The sequence below is a fragment of the Bacillus sp. EB V-12 genome, assembly GCF_056158125.1.
In genome coordinates this window covers 50,893-67,852 of record NZ_JBUXJL010000002.1, presented here as the reverse complement: position 1 = coordinate 67,852, position 16,960 = coordinate 50,893, and the positions used below count along the sequence as shown (strand labels likewise).

Sequence of the window (16,960 nt, the reverse complement as noted above, 5' to 3'; positions counted from 1 at the left end):
TTTCTATATTTCCATCTTATTATGAAAACGCATACAATTAAACATAAAAAACTTCCGTTATGTAACGGAAGTTTTTATATACTTTTTCAAAATGATAATAAAATCTCTTGAAAATCTTCAATTACCTCGGTCTGAGTAAGTTTCTCTATCGTAGTTTGACTAGACATAATATCATATAAAAAATCATATAGCCTTTGCAAATCTTCATTATTATTGCGCTTTACACTAAATAAAATAATTACTTGTACTTTTTTATCTCCCCAATCAACAGCCTTTTCAAGTGTGCAAAACATCAAAAAAGTTTCCTCACTTAATAACTGCATCGGATGCGGTATTGCAACTGAATTCCCAACCGCTGTCGGAGACGTATTTTCTCTTTCCATAACAGAAGCATAAAAGTTTTCTGGTACATAGCGTTTCTCAGCAGCTTTCTCACATAAAAACTGAATAACATCCTCTTTCGTAGAAGCACTATAATTTAAAAAGATTAAATCTTCCTTAATATAAGGCTGCACACTAGTATTCACATGCGTAAACAACCGCTGACCAATCGATTTAATCTCTTTATCATCAAATATTGAATTCACTTTTATAACTGGAACAGGCAAGCCACTCGGTATATGAATCGTACTAATAATACAATCTATTTTTTCTTTATAAAGATCTTCTACTTTGAATTGATAATAGCCTGTAATACCTACAATCTCTAATTTATCTCGGAACTGTGATAAAATTTTATATTTTAATAGTTGTGCACTTCCTTGACCAGTCGCACAAACTAATAAGCATCTTTTCTTTTGATTCTGCTCCTGCAAACGGCTCATCGCTCCGCCGAAGTGAATTGCTATATAACCAATTTCACTTTCAGGGATCGATTCACCCGTATATTCACCAATGATATCTCCAACGAGAACCGCAATTTCAAAAGCATACGGATAATTCTTTTTCACTTCTGCCAAAAGAGGATTTCTCGTATTTAACTTATACTTCAAACGATTTAATAACGTTTTTAAATGAATACCAAATCCAAATAATAATTCTTCATCATAATAAAAAATAAGATTCCGTTCTTCCGCTACTTTAAAAAGAATATGTTGCATAAATGCATATATATCTTTTCCTAATAGCTCTTCTACATTTTCATAGCGATCTCTCGTTGTAACAGCAGTACTTAATAAATGCATCGTCACATATAATACTTCTTCTTCTGGAAATAAAAATTTTAACTCTTTCTCTAAATCTCCTAAAATCTGCTTCGCAATTGTATATTCTTTCTTTATTATAAGTTCTGATTGCTCCGCATGCAGTCCTTTCATATAATGTTGACTTTGACAACGCTTTAATGCGATTGCAATATGAATGACTAAATTATCAATTTCTATATCAGATAAATATATTGTTCCGCCTTCAATATACTTTAATATAATTGAGCGAATGAGTGATATATGCGGTAGCGATAAATATGTCTCCGTCTGCTCAAATTGCTCATGAAACGGAGTATGGTCATAACGCGGTAAACCATATTGTGATAAACAAGAACGAATATTAAATTCCTCTCCAACAATACGTATACCATAATACGGTCTCTTCTCAATTTGTAATTTATAGCGACCACATTTATCTGTAACATCTTTCATAATTAAATTGACCGTTGATTTGCTCACATACATCTCTTCCGCTAATTCTGAAAGCTTCACATATCCCTCTGTCATTAAAACACGCTGCAGAATGTACGCTATTCTTTCTTCATAAGAAGTTGGGATCTTTTCCGTCTGTTTTTGAAATAGACTCACACAAAAGTCTTCAAATTTCTTCTTTTGTATAATTTCTAATTCGTACCCAGTCCCTCTTTGCGATTCGATTTTCGCTCCGTTTTCTTCCAATATATCATTTAATAATTTTATATCTTTTTGAATCGTCTTCGTTGATACATGTAAACGGCCTGCTAAAAAAGCTCGATTTAACATCGATTTCTCTTCTAAAAATTCTTCTAAAATAGAAATTAATCGCTGATGCACCTTTGTCATAGCTCTTCCTCTCGCTCTTTATATATAAAGGGGGAAAAGCTGCTGAAATCAGTAGTTTTTCCCCTTTATATTCTCTCTATTTCTTTAATGTAAATCCGAATTTATCCCATGCTTGTAAATAGTCTAGTAAGAAAATCTCTTCTTCTACAATTCGACCAACTACATTTGTTTTTCCTGTATTCACCATATCTTTTAATGCAATTTGTAATTCGCCTTTATACTGACCATATTGTTCATTATCAATTAATAAATCCCCACGCTTAATTTCACGCGTATTATGAGGTTTAAACTCTTCTTTTTTATATTTCACACGACTTTGTGTAGAACGAATCATATATTCAGATACATCTCCGCGATAAAAATGTGGTTCGTTTAATACGATAATTCTTTCTAGTTCTGTCGTTGTATCATATATTTCTATATCAAATGTTTGTTTCTCTTTATTTAATGCACCTAGTGCTTGTAATTCTTCTTCTGACGCATATGCGTTTGCAATAATAACATCATCAATTAATTCCGTCGCGAATAAATGTTTCGCCTGTGTTGTCATCGGTAATTCACGATGCTGCTCTAATGTACATAACCCTTCTGTTACTGGCCAAGGTCCGTATGTTGCATCAAATGATGAAATAAAAGCAGCCGTTCTCATACCGTAATCTTTAAATTGTTTCGAGCATTTAATGAAATGATCGTATGATAACCCTGAATAACGATGCGGATAAAAATTATGACAACCAATTAAATTTTCACGATTTGGTCTATGACTCATAATGTTATCTACATACTTCGTACCATTGCTCATATTAATCTCAATTTTCAAACCATACGGATTATAAGTCATAATTGATTCTTCTAATCCTGAAAAACCAACATCTAAACGAATACCGTACGCACCCAATTCATGGAAGAATGATAAATCATTATACGAAATACCTAATTGTTCAAAAACAGATGGACTAATATCCACTAATACTTGGAACCCTAATGCATTCGCATGTGAGATCGTTTCTTTAAATTCTTCAATAATTTTCTCTTTTTCTCCATCCACAGATAATAAACATGTGAACACACGTGTAAACCCATATTTACTTGCTAATGTTAAATACTCCTTATCTTTCTCTACTGTTGAATGTTCTGGATAAATAGAAATACCTAATCGTCTCATATGTACACGCCTCTTCCTTCATCATATTGTAAACCTTTTCAAATATATGTAGTGAAAAAGTATATATCCCCTTCTTGTTCACTACTCTTTTGAATCCGCTTTCTTTAAAGAAAAAACAATTTCTATCATTCTTAACACCTACAAGTCTATACATCTATACTTTACATCTTTTTTTCATAGTTGTGTAGCTTTTACACAAATTTGTCAGTTTTTCATCTTAAAAATTGTTATCCGTTTTCAAGACACCTTCCTTGACTGTTGCATTGGCCAATACATATACTCGAAAGAAAAGAGAAAATTTTATATAGGGGATGAATATATGGGAGAAGCAATACTCGTAAAACGAGAACCGTTATGGACAAAAGAGTTTGTTGCTTTAATTTTTGCAAACTTATGTATGTTTTTAGGGTTTCAAATGTTAATTCCAACCTTACCTGTTTATGTGAAAGAAATTGGTGGCACAAGTTCAAATATCGGATTTGTTGTCGGCATGTTTACCGTTGCGGCACTTTTTGTTAGACCGCTAACTGGGAACGCCTTGCAAAAATTCAATAAAAAAATCATTTTAATGATCGGTACTGCTATCTGTTTACTCGCTATGGGCAGTTACCTTTTCGCCTCAACTATTTTTCTCTTGCTTGCTGTTCGTATTTTGCACGGAGCTGGTTTCGGTATTACAACGACTACATATGGAACTGTCGTTTCTGATTTAATTCCCTCAGCTCGCCGCGGAGAAGGCATGGGATATTTTGGCCTTTCTGGAACAATTGCAATGGCCCTCGGTCCACTTATCGGACTATGGCTTATGCAAACATATAACTTCACAATTCTTTTTTTATGTGCATTATCGTGCACAATTGTTTCATTAATATTAACGAAACTACTTCAAATCCAAAAAACGAAACAGCCTCCACAACAATCATCTAGTACTTTTCTCGATGGATTTATTGAGCGTAAAGCTTTACTTCCTTCATTATTAATATTATGTATTACATTAATGTACGGAGGAATCGGAAGTTTTATCACACTATTTGCTACAGAAGTCGGCATAGCTGATATTAGTCTCTTCTTTTTATGTAACGCACTAGCAATCGCTGTGACTCGTCCATTCTCTGGAAAGCTATATGATGCGAAAGGCCATACATTCGTCATCATTCCGGGAGTTATTATAACATTTACAGGTATTATTTTATTGTCGTATACGACGACAATTCCGAGCTTAATTATTGCTGCAGCATGTTACGGAAGTGGTTTTGGAGCGATTCAACCTGCACTACAAGCATGGATGATTGACCGCGTAGCACCGCATCGACGCGGCGTAGCAACGGCTACATTCTTCTCCGCATTTGACCTTGGAATCGGCGCTGGAGCGATTATATTTGGATTTATTGCTCATTTTACAAACTATGCAACTGTATATCGTTATTCCTCTCTATTACTTATTGCTTTTCTCTTCATTTACATTACAAGCATAAGAAAACAAAAGCATGGCGATAAAAACACGGAAAAAGCTGCTGGATAATTCAGTGGCTTTTTTTATCGTGTTAAAAGAATTGTTTCCCCTCAAGTTACTGTTATAAACTACATGCATTTCCCTACATATTTTCTTAACTTTCATCAAAAAATATACGATGAACTCGCAGATACTTTCCTCGATATTCGACTGAACAATATTATTCTAAAAAGTGTGATTTCTTTACAAGATTAAGATTTATACAAGGTAAAAACCAATGAAATGCAGTTGTTTCTTTAAGGGATTGTAAACTTTTATTCCCTTTGTAAATTTAGTGTAAATTTTACTAGCAAACCGTTTACAGTGACTCAAGGTTCAGTTAATAATTACATCGTACATGAAATTTAAGGAGTGGAATGCGTGGAATATAATGTTCAAGATATGATCTTCCAGTTCATTGGTGGATTAGGTATTTTCTTATTCGGGATTAAATACATGGGCGATGGACTGCAACAAGCAGCTGGAGATCGTCTTCGCGATATTCTAGATCGTTTTACAACAAACCCACTTATGGGTGTACTAGCAGGTATGTTAGTTACTGTATTAATCCAATCCAGTTCAGGAACAACCGCTTTAACAGTCGGACTTGTAAGTGCCGGATTTATGACATTAAGACAAGCAATCGGTGTTATTATGGGTGCAAACATCGGTACGACAGTTACTGCATTTATTATCGGAATTAAAATCGGAGAATATGCTCTCCCAGTTATGGCAATTGGAGCAATCTTACTATTCTTCTTTAAAAATAAAAAAGTACATTCTGTAGGTCAAGTTGTATTCGGTTTTGGTATGTTATTCTTCGGTTTAGAGTTAATGAGTGCAGGTATGAAACCTCTTCGTTCTTTAGAATCATTCCAAGAATTAACAGTTAGCATGAGTGATAATCCAATTTTAGGAATTGTTGTCGGTACAGTCTTTACTTTAATTGTACAAAGCTCAAGTGCAACTATCGGTATTTTACAAGAACTATTCGGGCAAGGTGCAATCGATTTACAAGCAGCTCTTCCTGTATTATTCGGTGATAACATCGGTACAACAATTACAGCTGTATTAGCAGCAATCGGTACTTCAATTGCAGCAAGACGTGCAGCATTAGTTCACGTTATCTTTAATATTATCGGTACAATTATCTTTACAATTTTATTAATACCATTTACAAGTTTAATTCAATATTTCCAAACATCATTAAACTTGAATCCAGAAATGACTATTGCATTTGCACACGGAACATTTAACGTAACAAATACAATCATTCAATTCCCGTTCATTGCAGTGTTAGCATGGATCGTAACAAAAATTATTCGTGGTGAAGATGCAGCGATTGACTTCAAACCACAACATTTAAATCCAATCTTTATTGAACAATCTCCAGCCATCGCTTTAACTGAAGCTCAAAAAGAGATTATCCGTATGGCTGAGTTCTCATTACATGGATTAAAAGAAGCAAATCAATTTTTAAATACACAAGACAAAAAACACGCAAACATGGCTACTCAATTAGAAGGAGCTATTAACAATTTAGATAAAAAAATTACCGAGTATTTAGTTTTACTATCAGAAAAGCCACTTTCACCTACAGATTCTGAAAAACATTCTGTTTTAGCAGGTGTTGTTGGAGATATTGAACGTGTCGGTGATCATGTAGAAAACCTTGTAGAACTTGTAGATTTCCAAATTTCAAACCGTGTTTCACTATCAGATGAAGCATTAGCTGAATTAAACGAAATGCTTGAGTTAACAATTTCAACACTACAAGACTCAGTTGAAGCTTTAACAAACTTCGATACTGAACTAGCTCAAACTGTTATTGCCAAAGAACGCAAAATCGACCAAATGGAACGTGTTCTTCGTAAACGTCACGTATTACGTCTAAACGAACGCAGCTGTTCAGGTGATGCAAGTATCATCTTCGTCGATATGGTAAGTAACTTAGAGCGCATTGGCGATCACGCTGTAAATATCGCTGACGGTGTTTTAGGTGAACAAGGAAAAATCAATCTAAAACAATCATTATAATAAGAAAGAGACGCTAACTTAAGCGTCTCTTTTTTCATTATATTTTAACAACTGTTCTTCCTTTTAACTTTCCTTGCAATATAAGTGCAAACTTCTTCTCTAATTCTTCTAATGTACATTCTTCTGTATAAGATAGTAACTCTTTATTTCCCCATTCTTTCGCTAAAAGCGTCCAAACATCTCTTCTCACATCTACTGGGCATTGCACGGAATCTATCCCTAAAAGGCTTATGCCTCGTAAAATAAACGGATATACCGTTGTTTGTAGTTCCTGGCCTGCCACATTACCGCATGTCGTTACACAACCACCATACTTTACTGTTTTTAAAGCTGTTTCTAGCATATGTCCACCTACAGTATCGATAACTCCCGCGTATATCCCTTTTAACATCGGTCTTCCTGATTCATCATTCAATTCCGCGCGATGAATCACTTTTTTCACTCCTAGACGTAGTAGCATATCTTCCTCTTCCATTTTTCCTGTCGCTCCTACTACGTTAAACCCTAACTTACTTAATATACTAACAGCTACACTCCCTACGCCGCCTGTAGCACCCGTTACTAAAACATCTCCCATACTAGGCTTGATTCCTGCTCCAATAAGCTTATATACCGACAAAGCCGCAGTAAAACCTGCTGTCCCATACATCATACTTTCCTTTAATGACATTCCTTCCGGTAAAGGCACGACCCAAGATGATGGCACGCGAATATATTCTCCGAAACCACCAGAGGTATTCATACCTAAGTCATATCCCGTTACAATAACTTGATCTCCTGCTTTAATGGTAGCCTCTTCACTACTCACAACCACTCCTGCAGCATCAATTCCTGGCGTATGAGGATATGTTCTCGTAACACCCTTATTACCAGTAGCTGAAAGAGCATCTTTATAATTTAATGAAGAATAATGAACCTGTATTAACACGTCTCCTTCAGGTAAACTACTTACTTCTCTCTCAACAACTTTTCTTACAAACTGATGATTTTCCTTTTCGTTCACAACGATTGCTCGGAATGATGTATGATTCATTATGCTCTCTCCTTTATCCGTAAAGTTCTTCTTTATTATATAGAAAAACTTAGTAAACCTACTCGTTTCTTCTTGGCTATATTTCAACAAATCTTACTTCTCTATCACTTTCTCACAATATATATTTTCATTTCTACTAAAACAACTTATACTTATTCTACATCTCAAAAATATAATATAGAAAATCTGACTTTTTATAAATATATTGAATTTTTACGAAATGTAAATGTTTTGTAATGTTTTTTTTCGCTAAATTTCATTATAATAAGTGGATATGAGTGTCGTATTTCAATCCAAATGAAGGAGTACAGGAAATGGAGCAAAACCCATCTTTGCAAGAAAATACACGCAATAAACCGAAAAAAAATAAGAAAAAAATAAAAATTATTATAAGCGCTATACTATTCGTTTTATTAATAGGCGGCGGTTATACTTGGTTTTTAGTAAATAAAGCATCTTCTGCTGTTCGAAATGCCGCACACGATTTAGCACGCGGTGATAAATCTGATTTACGTGATAAGGCTGTAAAACCTATTACAAACAATGTCTCTGTTTTAATAATGGGTGTTGATGAAAGCGATGTCCGTGGAAAAGAATATGGTGAAGCTATAAGAACAGACGCGCTTTTACTTGCAACATTTAATAAAGATAGCAAAACTGTTAAACTATTAAGTATCCCACGTGACACATATACTTATATTCCAATAGAAAAGAAAAAAGATAAAATTACACACGCTCATGCATTCGGTTCTGCTAAAAACGGAAAAAATGGTGGACCACAAGCAAGCATTGATGCAGTTGAAAAATTAATGAATGTTCCTGTCGATTATTTTGTAAAATTCAACTTTAAATCATTTATAAAAATCGTCGATGACTTGGGCGGTGTTGAAGTTGATGTACCAGTTGAATTTACTGAGCAAGATAGCAATGATAATGCTGAGGCTATTCACCTAGAAAAAGGTGTTCAAAAGCTAAATGGCGAAGAAGCTCTTGCTCTTGCTAGAACAAGACACATCGATAGTGATGCAATGCGTGGACAACGTCAACAACTCGTTATCGAGGCTATTTTAAAGAAACTAACAAGTGTTGGTTCTGTAACAAAAGTTGGCAACATCATTGATGATATTAACGGCCAATTCGTTACAAACTTAACATTTGATGATATGCTTTCATTCTATAAATATGGATCGGATTCGGAAATTGAGAAATTACAAATCCAAGGTGATGATTGCTATATGGCAAAAGGTGACGATACTTGTAGCAAATCTGCTGGTGGTGGTCGAACTTACTACTACAATCCAGATAAAAAAGAATTAGCTAATGTTACAAATGAACTTCGTACTCATCTTGGACTACCTGCATATACAAAGTTTGACTCAGACTCTGATTCGAAAAAGACAAAAGAATCTAAGTCTGAAAATTCAAGTGAACGCGAATCAAGTAACAATGAAGTGAAAAATAAGAACAAAAATAGCAGTGAAGATACAGAAACATCGTCTAACGACAATGAATAGTAAAGAAGCCGTACTCTATGGAGGTAGAGTACGGCTTCTTTTTATTTCTTCAGAATTAAAAATCAGAACTTTCTAACTATCTTTTTTAATATTTTTAAATTATAATAAATAGTAGCAATCTATTCCAATTATCAGGGGGCTCATACATATGAAAGCTGCAGTAAAACATAACATCTCAGATTTTAAAGACTACTTAAAATCCAACGATATATACATGGAAGAAAATATAGATGAAAATGATGGCTCTGTTCATTTTTCAGTAGGATTAGAGACTGAAGCTGGCGCAAAAATTCAACTTATCGCTGCTTTCCAAAACGAACATCCTACGGTGGATATATACTGCTTCAATGTTGCTCACGTACCTGATGCAACATCAACAAATGATATTTTACATGTCATCAATGAATTAAATACATCTTATCGCTTTGCAAAATTCACATTAAATAAGCAAAATGCAATTGATATTTCAACATCTCTTGCATTCTCAGAACCAAACTTTAATCCAGCACTTGTCTTTGAACATACGAGAATGCTATATAAATTAGCGAATGACGAATATAAAAACTTAATGAAAGTTATTTGGGCATAAATAAAAGGATGGGCTGCAAGCAGCCCATCCTTTTATTTCGATATCATATCAATCCACATCTTAACAGCAGTGCCGACAATTAAAATCGATAACATATATTGTAGTACTTTTTGATTTATCCTCTTCCCGACTCGCGCTCCAAGTGGCGCAGCAAATATACTTGCAACCGCAATAATTAGAGCTGGAATGATAACTACTTGTCCAGTAATCACTTTTCCAGTCGTAATCCCTACTGAGGAAATAAACGTAATAGCAATAGATGTCGCTATCGTCATGCGCAATGGTAATTTTAAAATAACTAGCATAATAGGAACTAAAAGAAACGCACCGCCAGCTCCAATAATGCCCGAAACACCTCCTACAATAAACGCTAACACACTTGCTAACCATTTATTATACTTAACTGCTCCACTATTATTTTTCTTCGGTACAAACATCATCATAGCTGCAATGGTCGCCAATACTGTATAAACAACATTTACAGCGTGTTCATCTAATAGATTTGCACTAAAACTTCCTATAAAACTTCCTATTAATATACTAGCTCCCATATACACAACTAACATTTTATTCATATCAGTACTTTTCCGATATGCCCAGGCACCTGCAAAAGTTGCAAAGAATACTTGTACTGCTGTAATACCGCTCACTTCATGTGACGTATAGCCAGTAAATCCTAACAATACTGGAATATATAAGATCATCGGATAATTAATAATTGCACCGCCAATTCCAACCATTCCTGATATAAACGATCCTACAAACCCAATTATAAAAAGTAATAATACTCCACTCACCTTACATCCCCCTCCTTCTAAAAAGAAGATGATTAAATGAATAAGTTTACATTCCCATCCGAAGCATCTGCTAAATATGCCCCTACACCTGCAAACTCTACGCCTTCCATAATCTCTTCCTCTTTTAACCCTAATAAATCTACTGTCATTTGACAAGCTACAAGTTTAATCCCCTGTTCTTTTGCCAAATCAATTAAATCTGGCAAAGGCATTGCATTATGCTTTTTCATAATGCCTTTAATCATCTTTGGTCCCATACCAGCAAAATTCATTTTGGATAACCCCATCTTATCAGCACCGCGTGGCATCATTCTTCCAAATACTTTTTCTATAAATGTTTTCTTTACATTCACATATTCATCTTTCCTTAAAGCATTTAATCCCCAGAAAGTATGAAAAATAGTTACCTCTTGATCATACGCCGCTGCACCATTTGCAATAATATAAGCAGCCATTGCTTTATCGTAATCTCCGCTAAATAAAACGATTGTTGTTTTCTTCTGTTGTTCCATATTGTTCTCCCTCCAATTACCTATAGGGGTATTTTTTAATTTATAAAAAATTGTTTCTCCCTATTCTACTTTTCCTTCCCAAGCTAACATACCACCTACCACATTGATTACTTGAAAACCGTAACTTTCTAAAAATTGAACAGCTCTTGCACTTCTCCCGCCTGAACGACAAACGATAATATATTCCTGATTTTTATTTAATTCATGCATACGAAACTCTAATAGTCCTAGTGGAATATTACATGCTTCTGGAATTTTCCCTTCAGCTACTTCTTCTACTTCACGTACATCCACAATATTTACCGCTTCTTTACGCAACAATTTTTCTTCTAATTCTTTTGTAGTCATTTCTTTCATTTTACATTTCCTCCTCACAAACCATTCATACCACCTGAAACGTTTATTACTTGCTGAAACCCTAGTTTTTTCAATACCTTTGCTGCTTGCTTACTTCTCATTCCACTTTGGCAAATAACGATTACTTCCTTATTCTTATCTAATTGATTCGCCTTACTTGCTAGATCATTTAGGGGGATATTTTGAAAGCCTTTCATATGATTCCCTCTATACTCACCTACTGTACGGACATCAATAAAATACTTCCCCTTTTTCCCCACTATACTTTTCAATTCTTTGCCATTTATATTTTGCACACCTTTCACTGGTAAAAATCGTGAAATAACAAACCATGCAGCAAGTACAATAAAAAGCATACTTAATATTGTGTTCATATAACCAACCTCTCTATATTTACAAAACTATTGCTTCACTACGCCTTCCTAATCCAAAACTTCAGCACATCGCCTTCTTCTTCAAGCTTTACGATGTCATGGCCACATTTATTTGCCCACGCTGGAATATCCTTAACTGACCCTTTATCCGTTACATGTATTTCTAACACTTCTCCAGTTTGTAGAGCATCCATTGCTCTCTTTGTTCTTACAATCGGCATTGGACATGCTAAACCTTTCGCATCTAACACTTGTTTTATATTCATCATCAATTCCTCCATTTTTTATTTATTTCATTATTCGTGCACTGCACAACGATTTGGACCAATCTCCATTTCACGCTCTTTATCCACACTTGGGTGAATTTTACCCATATTGGTTTGACGAATTTCTTCATATGCATTTGGCTGAGGTGGTAAGTTTTCTGTTACAGTTTTACGGAACTCTACCTCATCCTCAATATTTAACCCCGCATTATTCGCAAACAAATCTTTTAATTTTGCGCTAACAATACCACTTTCGTTCATTTCACTTATTTTTGAATAATGAGCCGGTAACACAACTAAATTTTGAGATAGCTCTTTATATCGGCTATACAAAGTATTACGTAAATCACTCACCCAATCTTCAGCCTTACCAGCAAGATCAGGACGCCCAATTGAATCTACAAATAAAATATCGCCTGATAATAAATAAGAATCATCTACAATGAATGACGTACTTCCAATCGTATGTCCTGGTGAGTATAATGCGTCAATTACAATTTTAGTCCCCCCCACCGTAATAACAGATCCTTCAACAAGCGGTTCGTATGAAAAAACAACTTCCTCTGCATCTTTTGGTGGTAACCAATACGTACCACCTACCTTTTCCGCTAACTTACGTCCTCCGGAAATATGGTCTGCATGTAAATGTGTATCCATTACATTCGTAATCGTAACGCCATGCTCTTTCGCAAATTCTTCATATGCCTCGGCTGTTCTTACTGCATCAATAACTGCTGCTTCACCATTTGAAACGACCATATAAGATAAACAGCCTTTTCCAAGGCGGTTAAACTGATACATACTTCCACCATTTTTTAAATCTCCAACTTTTATAGGCTTTACATATTCACTCCAAGCCTTCATGCCACCAGCTAAATAATAAATATTTTCTAATCCAGCCTCTGTTAATTGCTCTGCCACAAATATAGAAGACCCTTCTTTTGCACATACTACTAAAACATCTTTAGGTAATTCACTTACAATATGATCTACACCATCTAACAAGTCAAAGTAAGGTCTATTAATAGAAGAAACTTGTTTCCCTTCAATTTTCCAATCTTCATAATCCGCCTCATTACGAACATCTAAAATGAATAACTCTCCGAATAACACTTTCTCTGCCACATCTTTTGCTTGTAACGGTTTAACACTCATTCTATTACCCCCATAGGTATATTTTTATTCAAAAAAATTTATTTCTCTATATTCCCTTGCCACTCTAACATACCTGGAATGACATTTTTCACATTTGAATAACCTTTTTCTTTCAACATTTGGCAAGCTATATCACTGCGATTACCAGTTCGGCAAATAACATAAATTTGCTTCGTCTTATCTAATACTGCGCTGTCTAATTCACCTAATGGTACCGAAATGGCGGATGGAATATGACCAAAAGCAAATTCCGCTGCTTCGCGAACATCTAATACAATGCTCTCTTCTCCATGAGACAATATAGACTGTAATTCTGCATTCGTAATTGTATGTGGATATTTCACAACTTCATTCACTTCATGCTCGTTTGCTTTCCTAACATAATGCACCAATACATCACCCTCGTGTTTCGTCCCTATATATTGATGTCCTACTTTACCCGCCCAACTTTTTATATCTACCGTAGATCCTTTATCTGTCGCCTTAACTTCAATCACTTGCCCTGGTGCTAATCCTTCTATCGCCTTCTTCGTTTTCACAATCGGCATCGGACAAGCCAACCCTTTACAATCTAAACTCATATCCACTTTTATACTCATAATCGATTCCTCCACAATTCATATACATATACCCGTAGGGGTATATTAAAGTGTTTTTGAAAATCTGTCAACAATTATGTTTGACAGATTATCGGCTTTTTACAAGTAATTGAACAGCTTCTTTAATTAACTCTTCATTTGAACCATTACCACTTTCAAACTGTTCACGCAAACATTGCTCTAAATTCGTTCCAACAACGAGCCCAATTGTACGATCAAGGGCAGAACGAGATGCCGTTAACTGTGTAATAACTTCTCGGCAATCCTTTCCTTCTTCCATCATACGAAGCACACCACGAACTTGACCTTCAATACGTTTCAATCTATTTTTCATATCTTGATTATATTCCATCCTATAATCACCTCATTACCATTATGTCACTATTTATAACCTATGACAATATATTATACCCTATAGGGTATTTTGTAAACCCCTATTTTAAATTTTCACCTTATATGTTCGCAAAACAAAAAATAAAACCTTAATCTATAAGTTTTTATCTTCCACTAAATCTTGAAGTAGAAAATGAAAAATATCAATATACAACACGTTCTGGCAGTACTGTCCCATACAATTTAAAACCACCATCTACATTCTTTACCTTATATCCTTTTTCCATTAACATGCGCGCTGCAACATACCCTCTCATACCAAGTTGACAAGTGATATATATTTCTTTGTCCATTGGCACTTCATCCAATCGATCACGTAATTCATCTAACGGAATATTAATAGAGCCTTTAATCATTCCTTGTTTTAGTTCATTGGGCTCCCGAACATCTATAAGATATCCACCATTGTCAACAATACGATCTATTTCATGCCATTGTACCGTTTCCACAAAACCATCTACTATATTACTTGCGGCATACCCCACCATGTTTACTGGATCTTTTGCAGAAGAATACGGCGGGGCATATGATAATTCTAAATCTGGTAAATCGATTACAGCTAAGTTTGCCTTCATTGCCGTCGCGATAACATCTATACGCTTATCTACCCCGTCACGCCCTAAAGCCTGTGCTCCGTAAATCTTTCCGCTATCTTTATTAAAAATTAATTTTATTAGCACTGGCGTAGCATTCGGATAGTATCCTGCATGAGAATTTGCCTGTACATGTACTACCTCATAGGGTATATTTAATCGTTTTAATATTTTCTCATTTACTCCAGTCGAAGCAACTGTTAAATCAAAAACTTTAGCCACAGAAGTTCCCATCGTACCTTTATATAAAGAATCTGTATGGCCATGAATAATATCTGCTAACATACGACCTTGACGATTAGCGGGCCACGCTAAAGGAATCATCGTTTCTGTTTCTGTAACAAAATCTTTCACTTCAATCGCATCACCAATTGCATATACATATGGGTCAGATGTTTGAAATTTCTCATTTACCTTTATCGTTCCTCTAACTCCTAATGATAATCCTGCATCTTTCGCTAAACTACTCTCTGGTTGTACACCAATTGCTAAAATAATCATATCTGTTTTTATAACTGAGCCACTTTTTAAACGTACAACAGTCCCATTCTCTTCTAACGCATCTACACCATCTTCAAAAACAAGCTCAACATTGTGCACCTTCATATGCTCATGTACATATGCCGCCATTTCGTAATCAATTGGTGGCATCACTTGATTTGCCATCTCTACAAGAGTAACCTCAATCCCGCGTTCTCTTAAATTCTCAACCATTTCCACTCCAATAAATCCTCCACCAATAACCGTCGCATGACGTGGTTTCTTCTCATCAATATACGCTTTTATACGATCTGTATCAGGTACATTTCGTAACGTAAACAACGCCTTCGCTTCTTCAATGCCCGGAATAGGTGGAACAATTGGTTTCGCCCCTGGTGAAAGAATCAAAACATCATATTCCTCGTTATATGTTTCATCTGTAGTTACATTCTTTATCGTAATTGTTTTCTCTTCTTTATTAATCTTTACAACTTCACTCAATACACGTATATCTAAATTAAAACGTTTTGACATCCTTTCAACAGTTTGTACTAATAACTTTTGTCTTTCTGTAATGACACCGCCAATATAATATGGCAATCCACAGTTTGCGAACGAAATGTATTCACCGCGTTCAACCATAATAATTTCATCTTCCTCACTTAAACGACGAAGCCTTGCAGCTACTGATGCCCCGCCAGCAACTCCGCCCACTACAACAATTTTTCTAGACATATTTCGAACCTCCATATTATTTAATTTTCTCATGCATCACACAGAAAAACATATACCTGTATGGGTATATGATAGAGTATAAAAAATTTATTTTCAATCAATATGTCTTTCTTTCACAAATTTGAAACAAAAAAAGAACTTAGATATTTCCAAGTTCTTTACGAATGAAGCAATCCATCGTTCTATCGTCATACTTCCTATAATCTCTTTGTAAAACTATACTCCATATTCCCGCCTAGGGCTGCCGCTGTATCACCAGTTTCTCTAAAATCATGTGTATATATTTTTTCAAATGAACCGAAATCTACTTGCTTATAAAATTCAAAACAAGGGAATCCATCATGCTCCACTTGAATATCAATACTACCATCCTGTTTCACACATACATTTAATACATAATCCACAGGAGGTGCATATACATTTAATGGATTACTTGCACTCGCACTCATTTTGAATTGCACACCTTCAGAATTCCATGTGATATCAGTGCACACAATATTTTCTGTACTTGCTTTCCCTGTTCTTTTACTCACAGAACCATCTGGACTTGTAATCTTCTCGGTCGTAATACCCGTGTTCGCATATGAAAACACTTCTTCTTTATAGAAATCAACTACTACCTCTTGCTCAACTCTAGAGCGCATCGCATTTACCGCATACGGTGTGAATTCACGTGAATCACCTTCGAATTGAATTACTTTTCCTGTTTCCATATTCTTCTTAGCCTCAGTCCAAGACATTGGAATAAATACACTGGCTCTAATTTTCACGATATTAGTCATAAGAAACACCTCTATAATTTTATTTTAGATGCTGAATGCTTATTAAATAAAACAGACCAT

17 protein-coding genes are annotated in these 16,960 nt (G+C 35.1%); 4 read left to right on the top strand and 13 right to left on the bottom strand.

Translation table 11 applies throughout. The annotated features are described in order from the left end of the window. Window positions 1-86 precede the first annotated feature (86 nt). Window positions 87-2,027: a BglG family transcription antiterminator gene (locus ACZDYH_RS06885; RefSeq protein ID WP_061113601.1), complete on the bottom strand. Its 1,941-nt coding sequence runs from the start codon at window positions 2,025-2,027 to the stop codon at window positions 87-89. Window positions 2,028-2,103: 76 nt separating this feature from the next. Continuing rightward, a complete protein-coding gene (locus ACZDYH_RS06880; protein ID WP_001253349.1) occupies window positions 2,104-3,192 on the bottom strand; it encodes a DUF871 domain-containing protein in 1,089 nt (362 codons plus the stop codon). 319 nt (window positions 3,193-3,511) lie between these two features. Between ACZDYH_RS06880 and ACZDYH_RS06875 the strand changes: the two genes are divergently transcribed. Beyond that, window positions 3,512-4,714, top strand: a complete 1,203-nt coding sequence (locus ACZDYH_RS06875) for an MFS transporter (RefSeq protein WP_000503239.1) — start codon at window positions 3,512-3,514, stop codon at window positions 4,712-4,714. Between the two features lie 351 nt (window positions 4,715-5,065). Beyond that, the gene (locus ACZDYH_RS06870; protein WP_000456269.1) at window positions 5,066-6,721 is read left to right on the top strand and encodes a Na/Pi cotransporter family protein; all 1,656 of its coding nucleotides are present in this window, start codon (window positions 5,066-5,068) and stop codon (window positions 6,719-6,721) included. Window positions 6,722-6,758: 37 nt separating this feature from the next. Here ACZDYH_RS06870 and ACZDYH_RS06865 read toward each other — a convergent pair whose 3' ends face one another. Then, a complete protein-coding gene (locus tag ACZDYH_RS06865; protein ID WP_139849201.1) occupies window positions 6,759-7,754 on the bottom strand; it encodes a YhdH/YhfP family quinone oxidoreductase in 996 nt (331 codons plus the stop codon). Between the two features lie 314 nt (window positions 7,755-8,068). On the opposite strand from ACZDYH_RS06865, the gene ACZDYH_RS06860 reads away from it, so the two are divergent. Together ACZDYH_RS06860 and ACZDYH_RS06855 are read left to right on the top strand one after the other, a co-directional pair. Beyond that, window positions 8,069-9,268 carry an LCP family protein gene (locus tag ACZDYH_RS06860; RefSeq protein ID WP_000437390.1) on the top strand — a complete coding sequence of 400 codons (1,200 nt, stop codon included), beginning with the start codon at window positions 8,069-8,071 and terminating at the stop codon, window positions 9,266-9,268. 148 nt (window positions 9,269-9,416) lie between these two features. After that, window positions 9,417-9,857 carry a hypothetical protein gene (locus tag ACZDYH_RS06855; RefSeq protein WP_000642362.1) on the top strand — a complete coding sequence of 147 codons (441 nt, stop codon included), beginning with the start codon at window positions 9,417-9,419 and terminating at the stop codon, window positions 9,855-9,857. 32 nt (window positions 9,858-9,889) lie between these two features. Here ACZDYH_RS06855 and ACZDYH_RS06850 read toward each other — a convergent pair whose 3' ends face one another. The 10 genes from ACZDYH_RS06850 to ACZDYH_RS06805 form a co-directional block, all read right to left on the bottom strand. After that, the gene (locus tag ACZDYH_RS06850; protein ID WP_086395480.1) at window positions 9,890-10,654 is read right to left on the bottom strand and encodes a sulfite exporter TauE/SafE family protein; all 765 of its coding nucleotides are present in this window, start codon (window positions 10,652-10,654) and stop codon (window positions 9,890-9,892) included. 32 nt (window positions 10,655-10,686) lie between these two features. Continuing rightward, window positions 10,687-11,166, bottom strand: a complete 480-nt coding sequence (locus ACZDYH_RS06845) for a DsrE/DsrF/DrsH-like family protein (RefSeq protein ID WP_000437746.1) — start codon at window positions 11,164-11,166, stop codon at window positions 10,687-10,689. Window positions 11,167-11,226: 60 nt separating this feature from the next. Further along, window positions 11,227-11,523: a rhodanese-like domain-containing protein gene (locus tag ACZDYH_RS06840; protein WP_000661810.1), complete on the bottom strand. Its 297-nt coding sequence runs from the start codon at window positions 11,521-11,523 to the stop codon at window positions 11,227-11,229. A 14-nt stretch (window positions 11,524-11,537) separates the two neighbouring features. Continuing rightward, window positions 11,538-11,897: a rhodanese-like domain-containing protein gene (locus tag ACZDYH_RS06835; RefSeq protein WP_434713531.1), complete on the bottom strand. Its 360-nt coding sequence runs from the start codon at window positions 11,895-11,897 to the stop codon at window positions 11,538-11,540. 38 nt (window positions 11,898-11,935) lie between these two features. Beyond that, window positions 11,936-12,166, bottom strand: coding sequence for a sulfurtransferase TusA family protein (locus tag ACZDYH_RS06830; protein WP_002093886.1), 231 nt, complete (start codon window positions 12,164-12,166; stop codon window positions 11,936-11,938). A gap of 27 nt (window positions 12,167-12,193) precedes the next feature. Beyond that, window positions 12,194-13,318 (bottom strand): MBL fold metallo-hydrolase, encoded by a 1,125-nt coding sequence (locus ACZDYH_RS06825; RefSeq protein ID WP_434713529.1) that lies wholly within the window; start codon window positions 13,316-13,318, stop codon window positions 12,194-12,196. A 38-nt stretch (window positions 13,319-13,356) separates the two neighbouring features. Next, complete coding sequence (locus ACZDYH_RS06820; RefSeq protein ID WP_000023948.1) at window positions 13,357-13,917, bottom strand: sulfurtransferase TusA family protein; 561 nt, start codon at window positions 13,915-13,917, stop codon at window positions 13,357-13,359. An 88-nt stretch (window positions 13,918-14,005) separates the two neighbouring features. After that, window positions 14,006-14,269 carry a metal-sensitive transcriptional regulator gene (locus ACZDYH_RS06815; RefSeq protein WP_000456206.1) on the bottom strand — a complete coding sequence of 88 codons (264 nt, stop codon included), beginning with the start codon at window positions 14,267-14,269 and terminating at the stop codon, window positions 14,006-14,008. 184 nt (window positions 14,270-14,453) lie between these two features. After that, window positions 14,454-16,118, bottom strand: a complete 1,665-nt coding sequence (gene cdr / locus ACZDYH_RS06810; RefSeq protein ID WP_434713526.1) for a CoA-disulfide reductase — start codon at window positions 16,116-16,118, stop codon at window positions 14,454-14,456. Between the two features lie 197 nt (window positions 16,119-16,315). Continuing rightward, on the bottom strand, window positions 16,316-16,900 hold the full coding sequence (locus tag ACZDYH_RS06805) for a DUF3238 domain-containing protein (RefSeq protein WP_434713524.1): 585 nt from the start codon (window positions 16,898-16,900) through the stop codon (window positions 16,316-16,318). Between the last annotated feature and the right edge of the window lie 60 nt (window positions 16,901-16,960).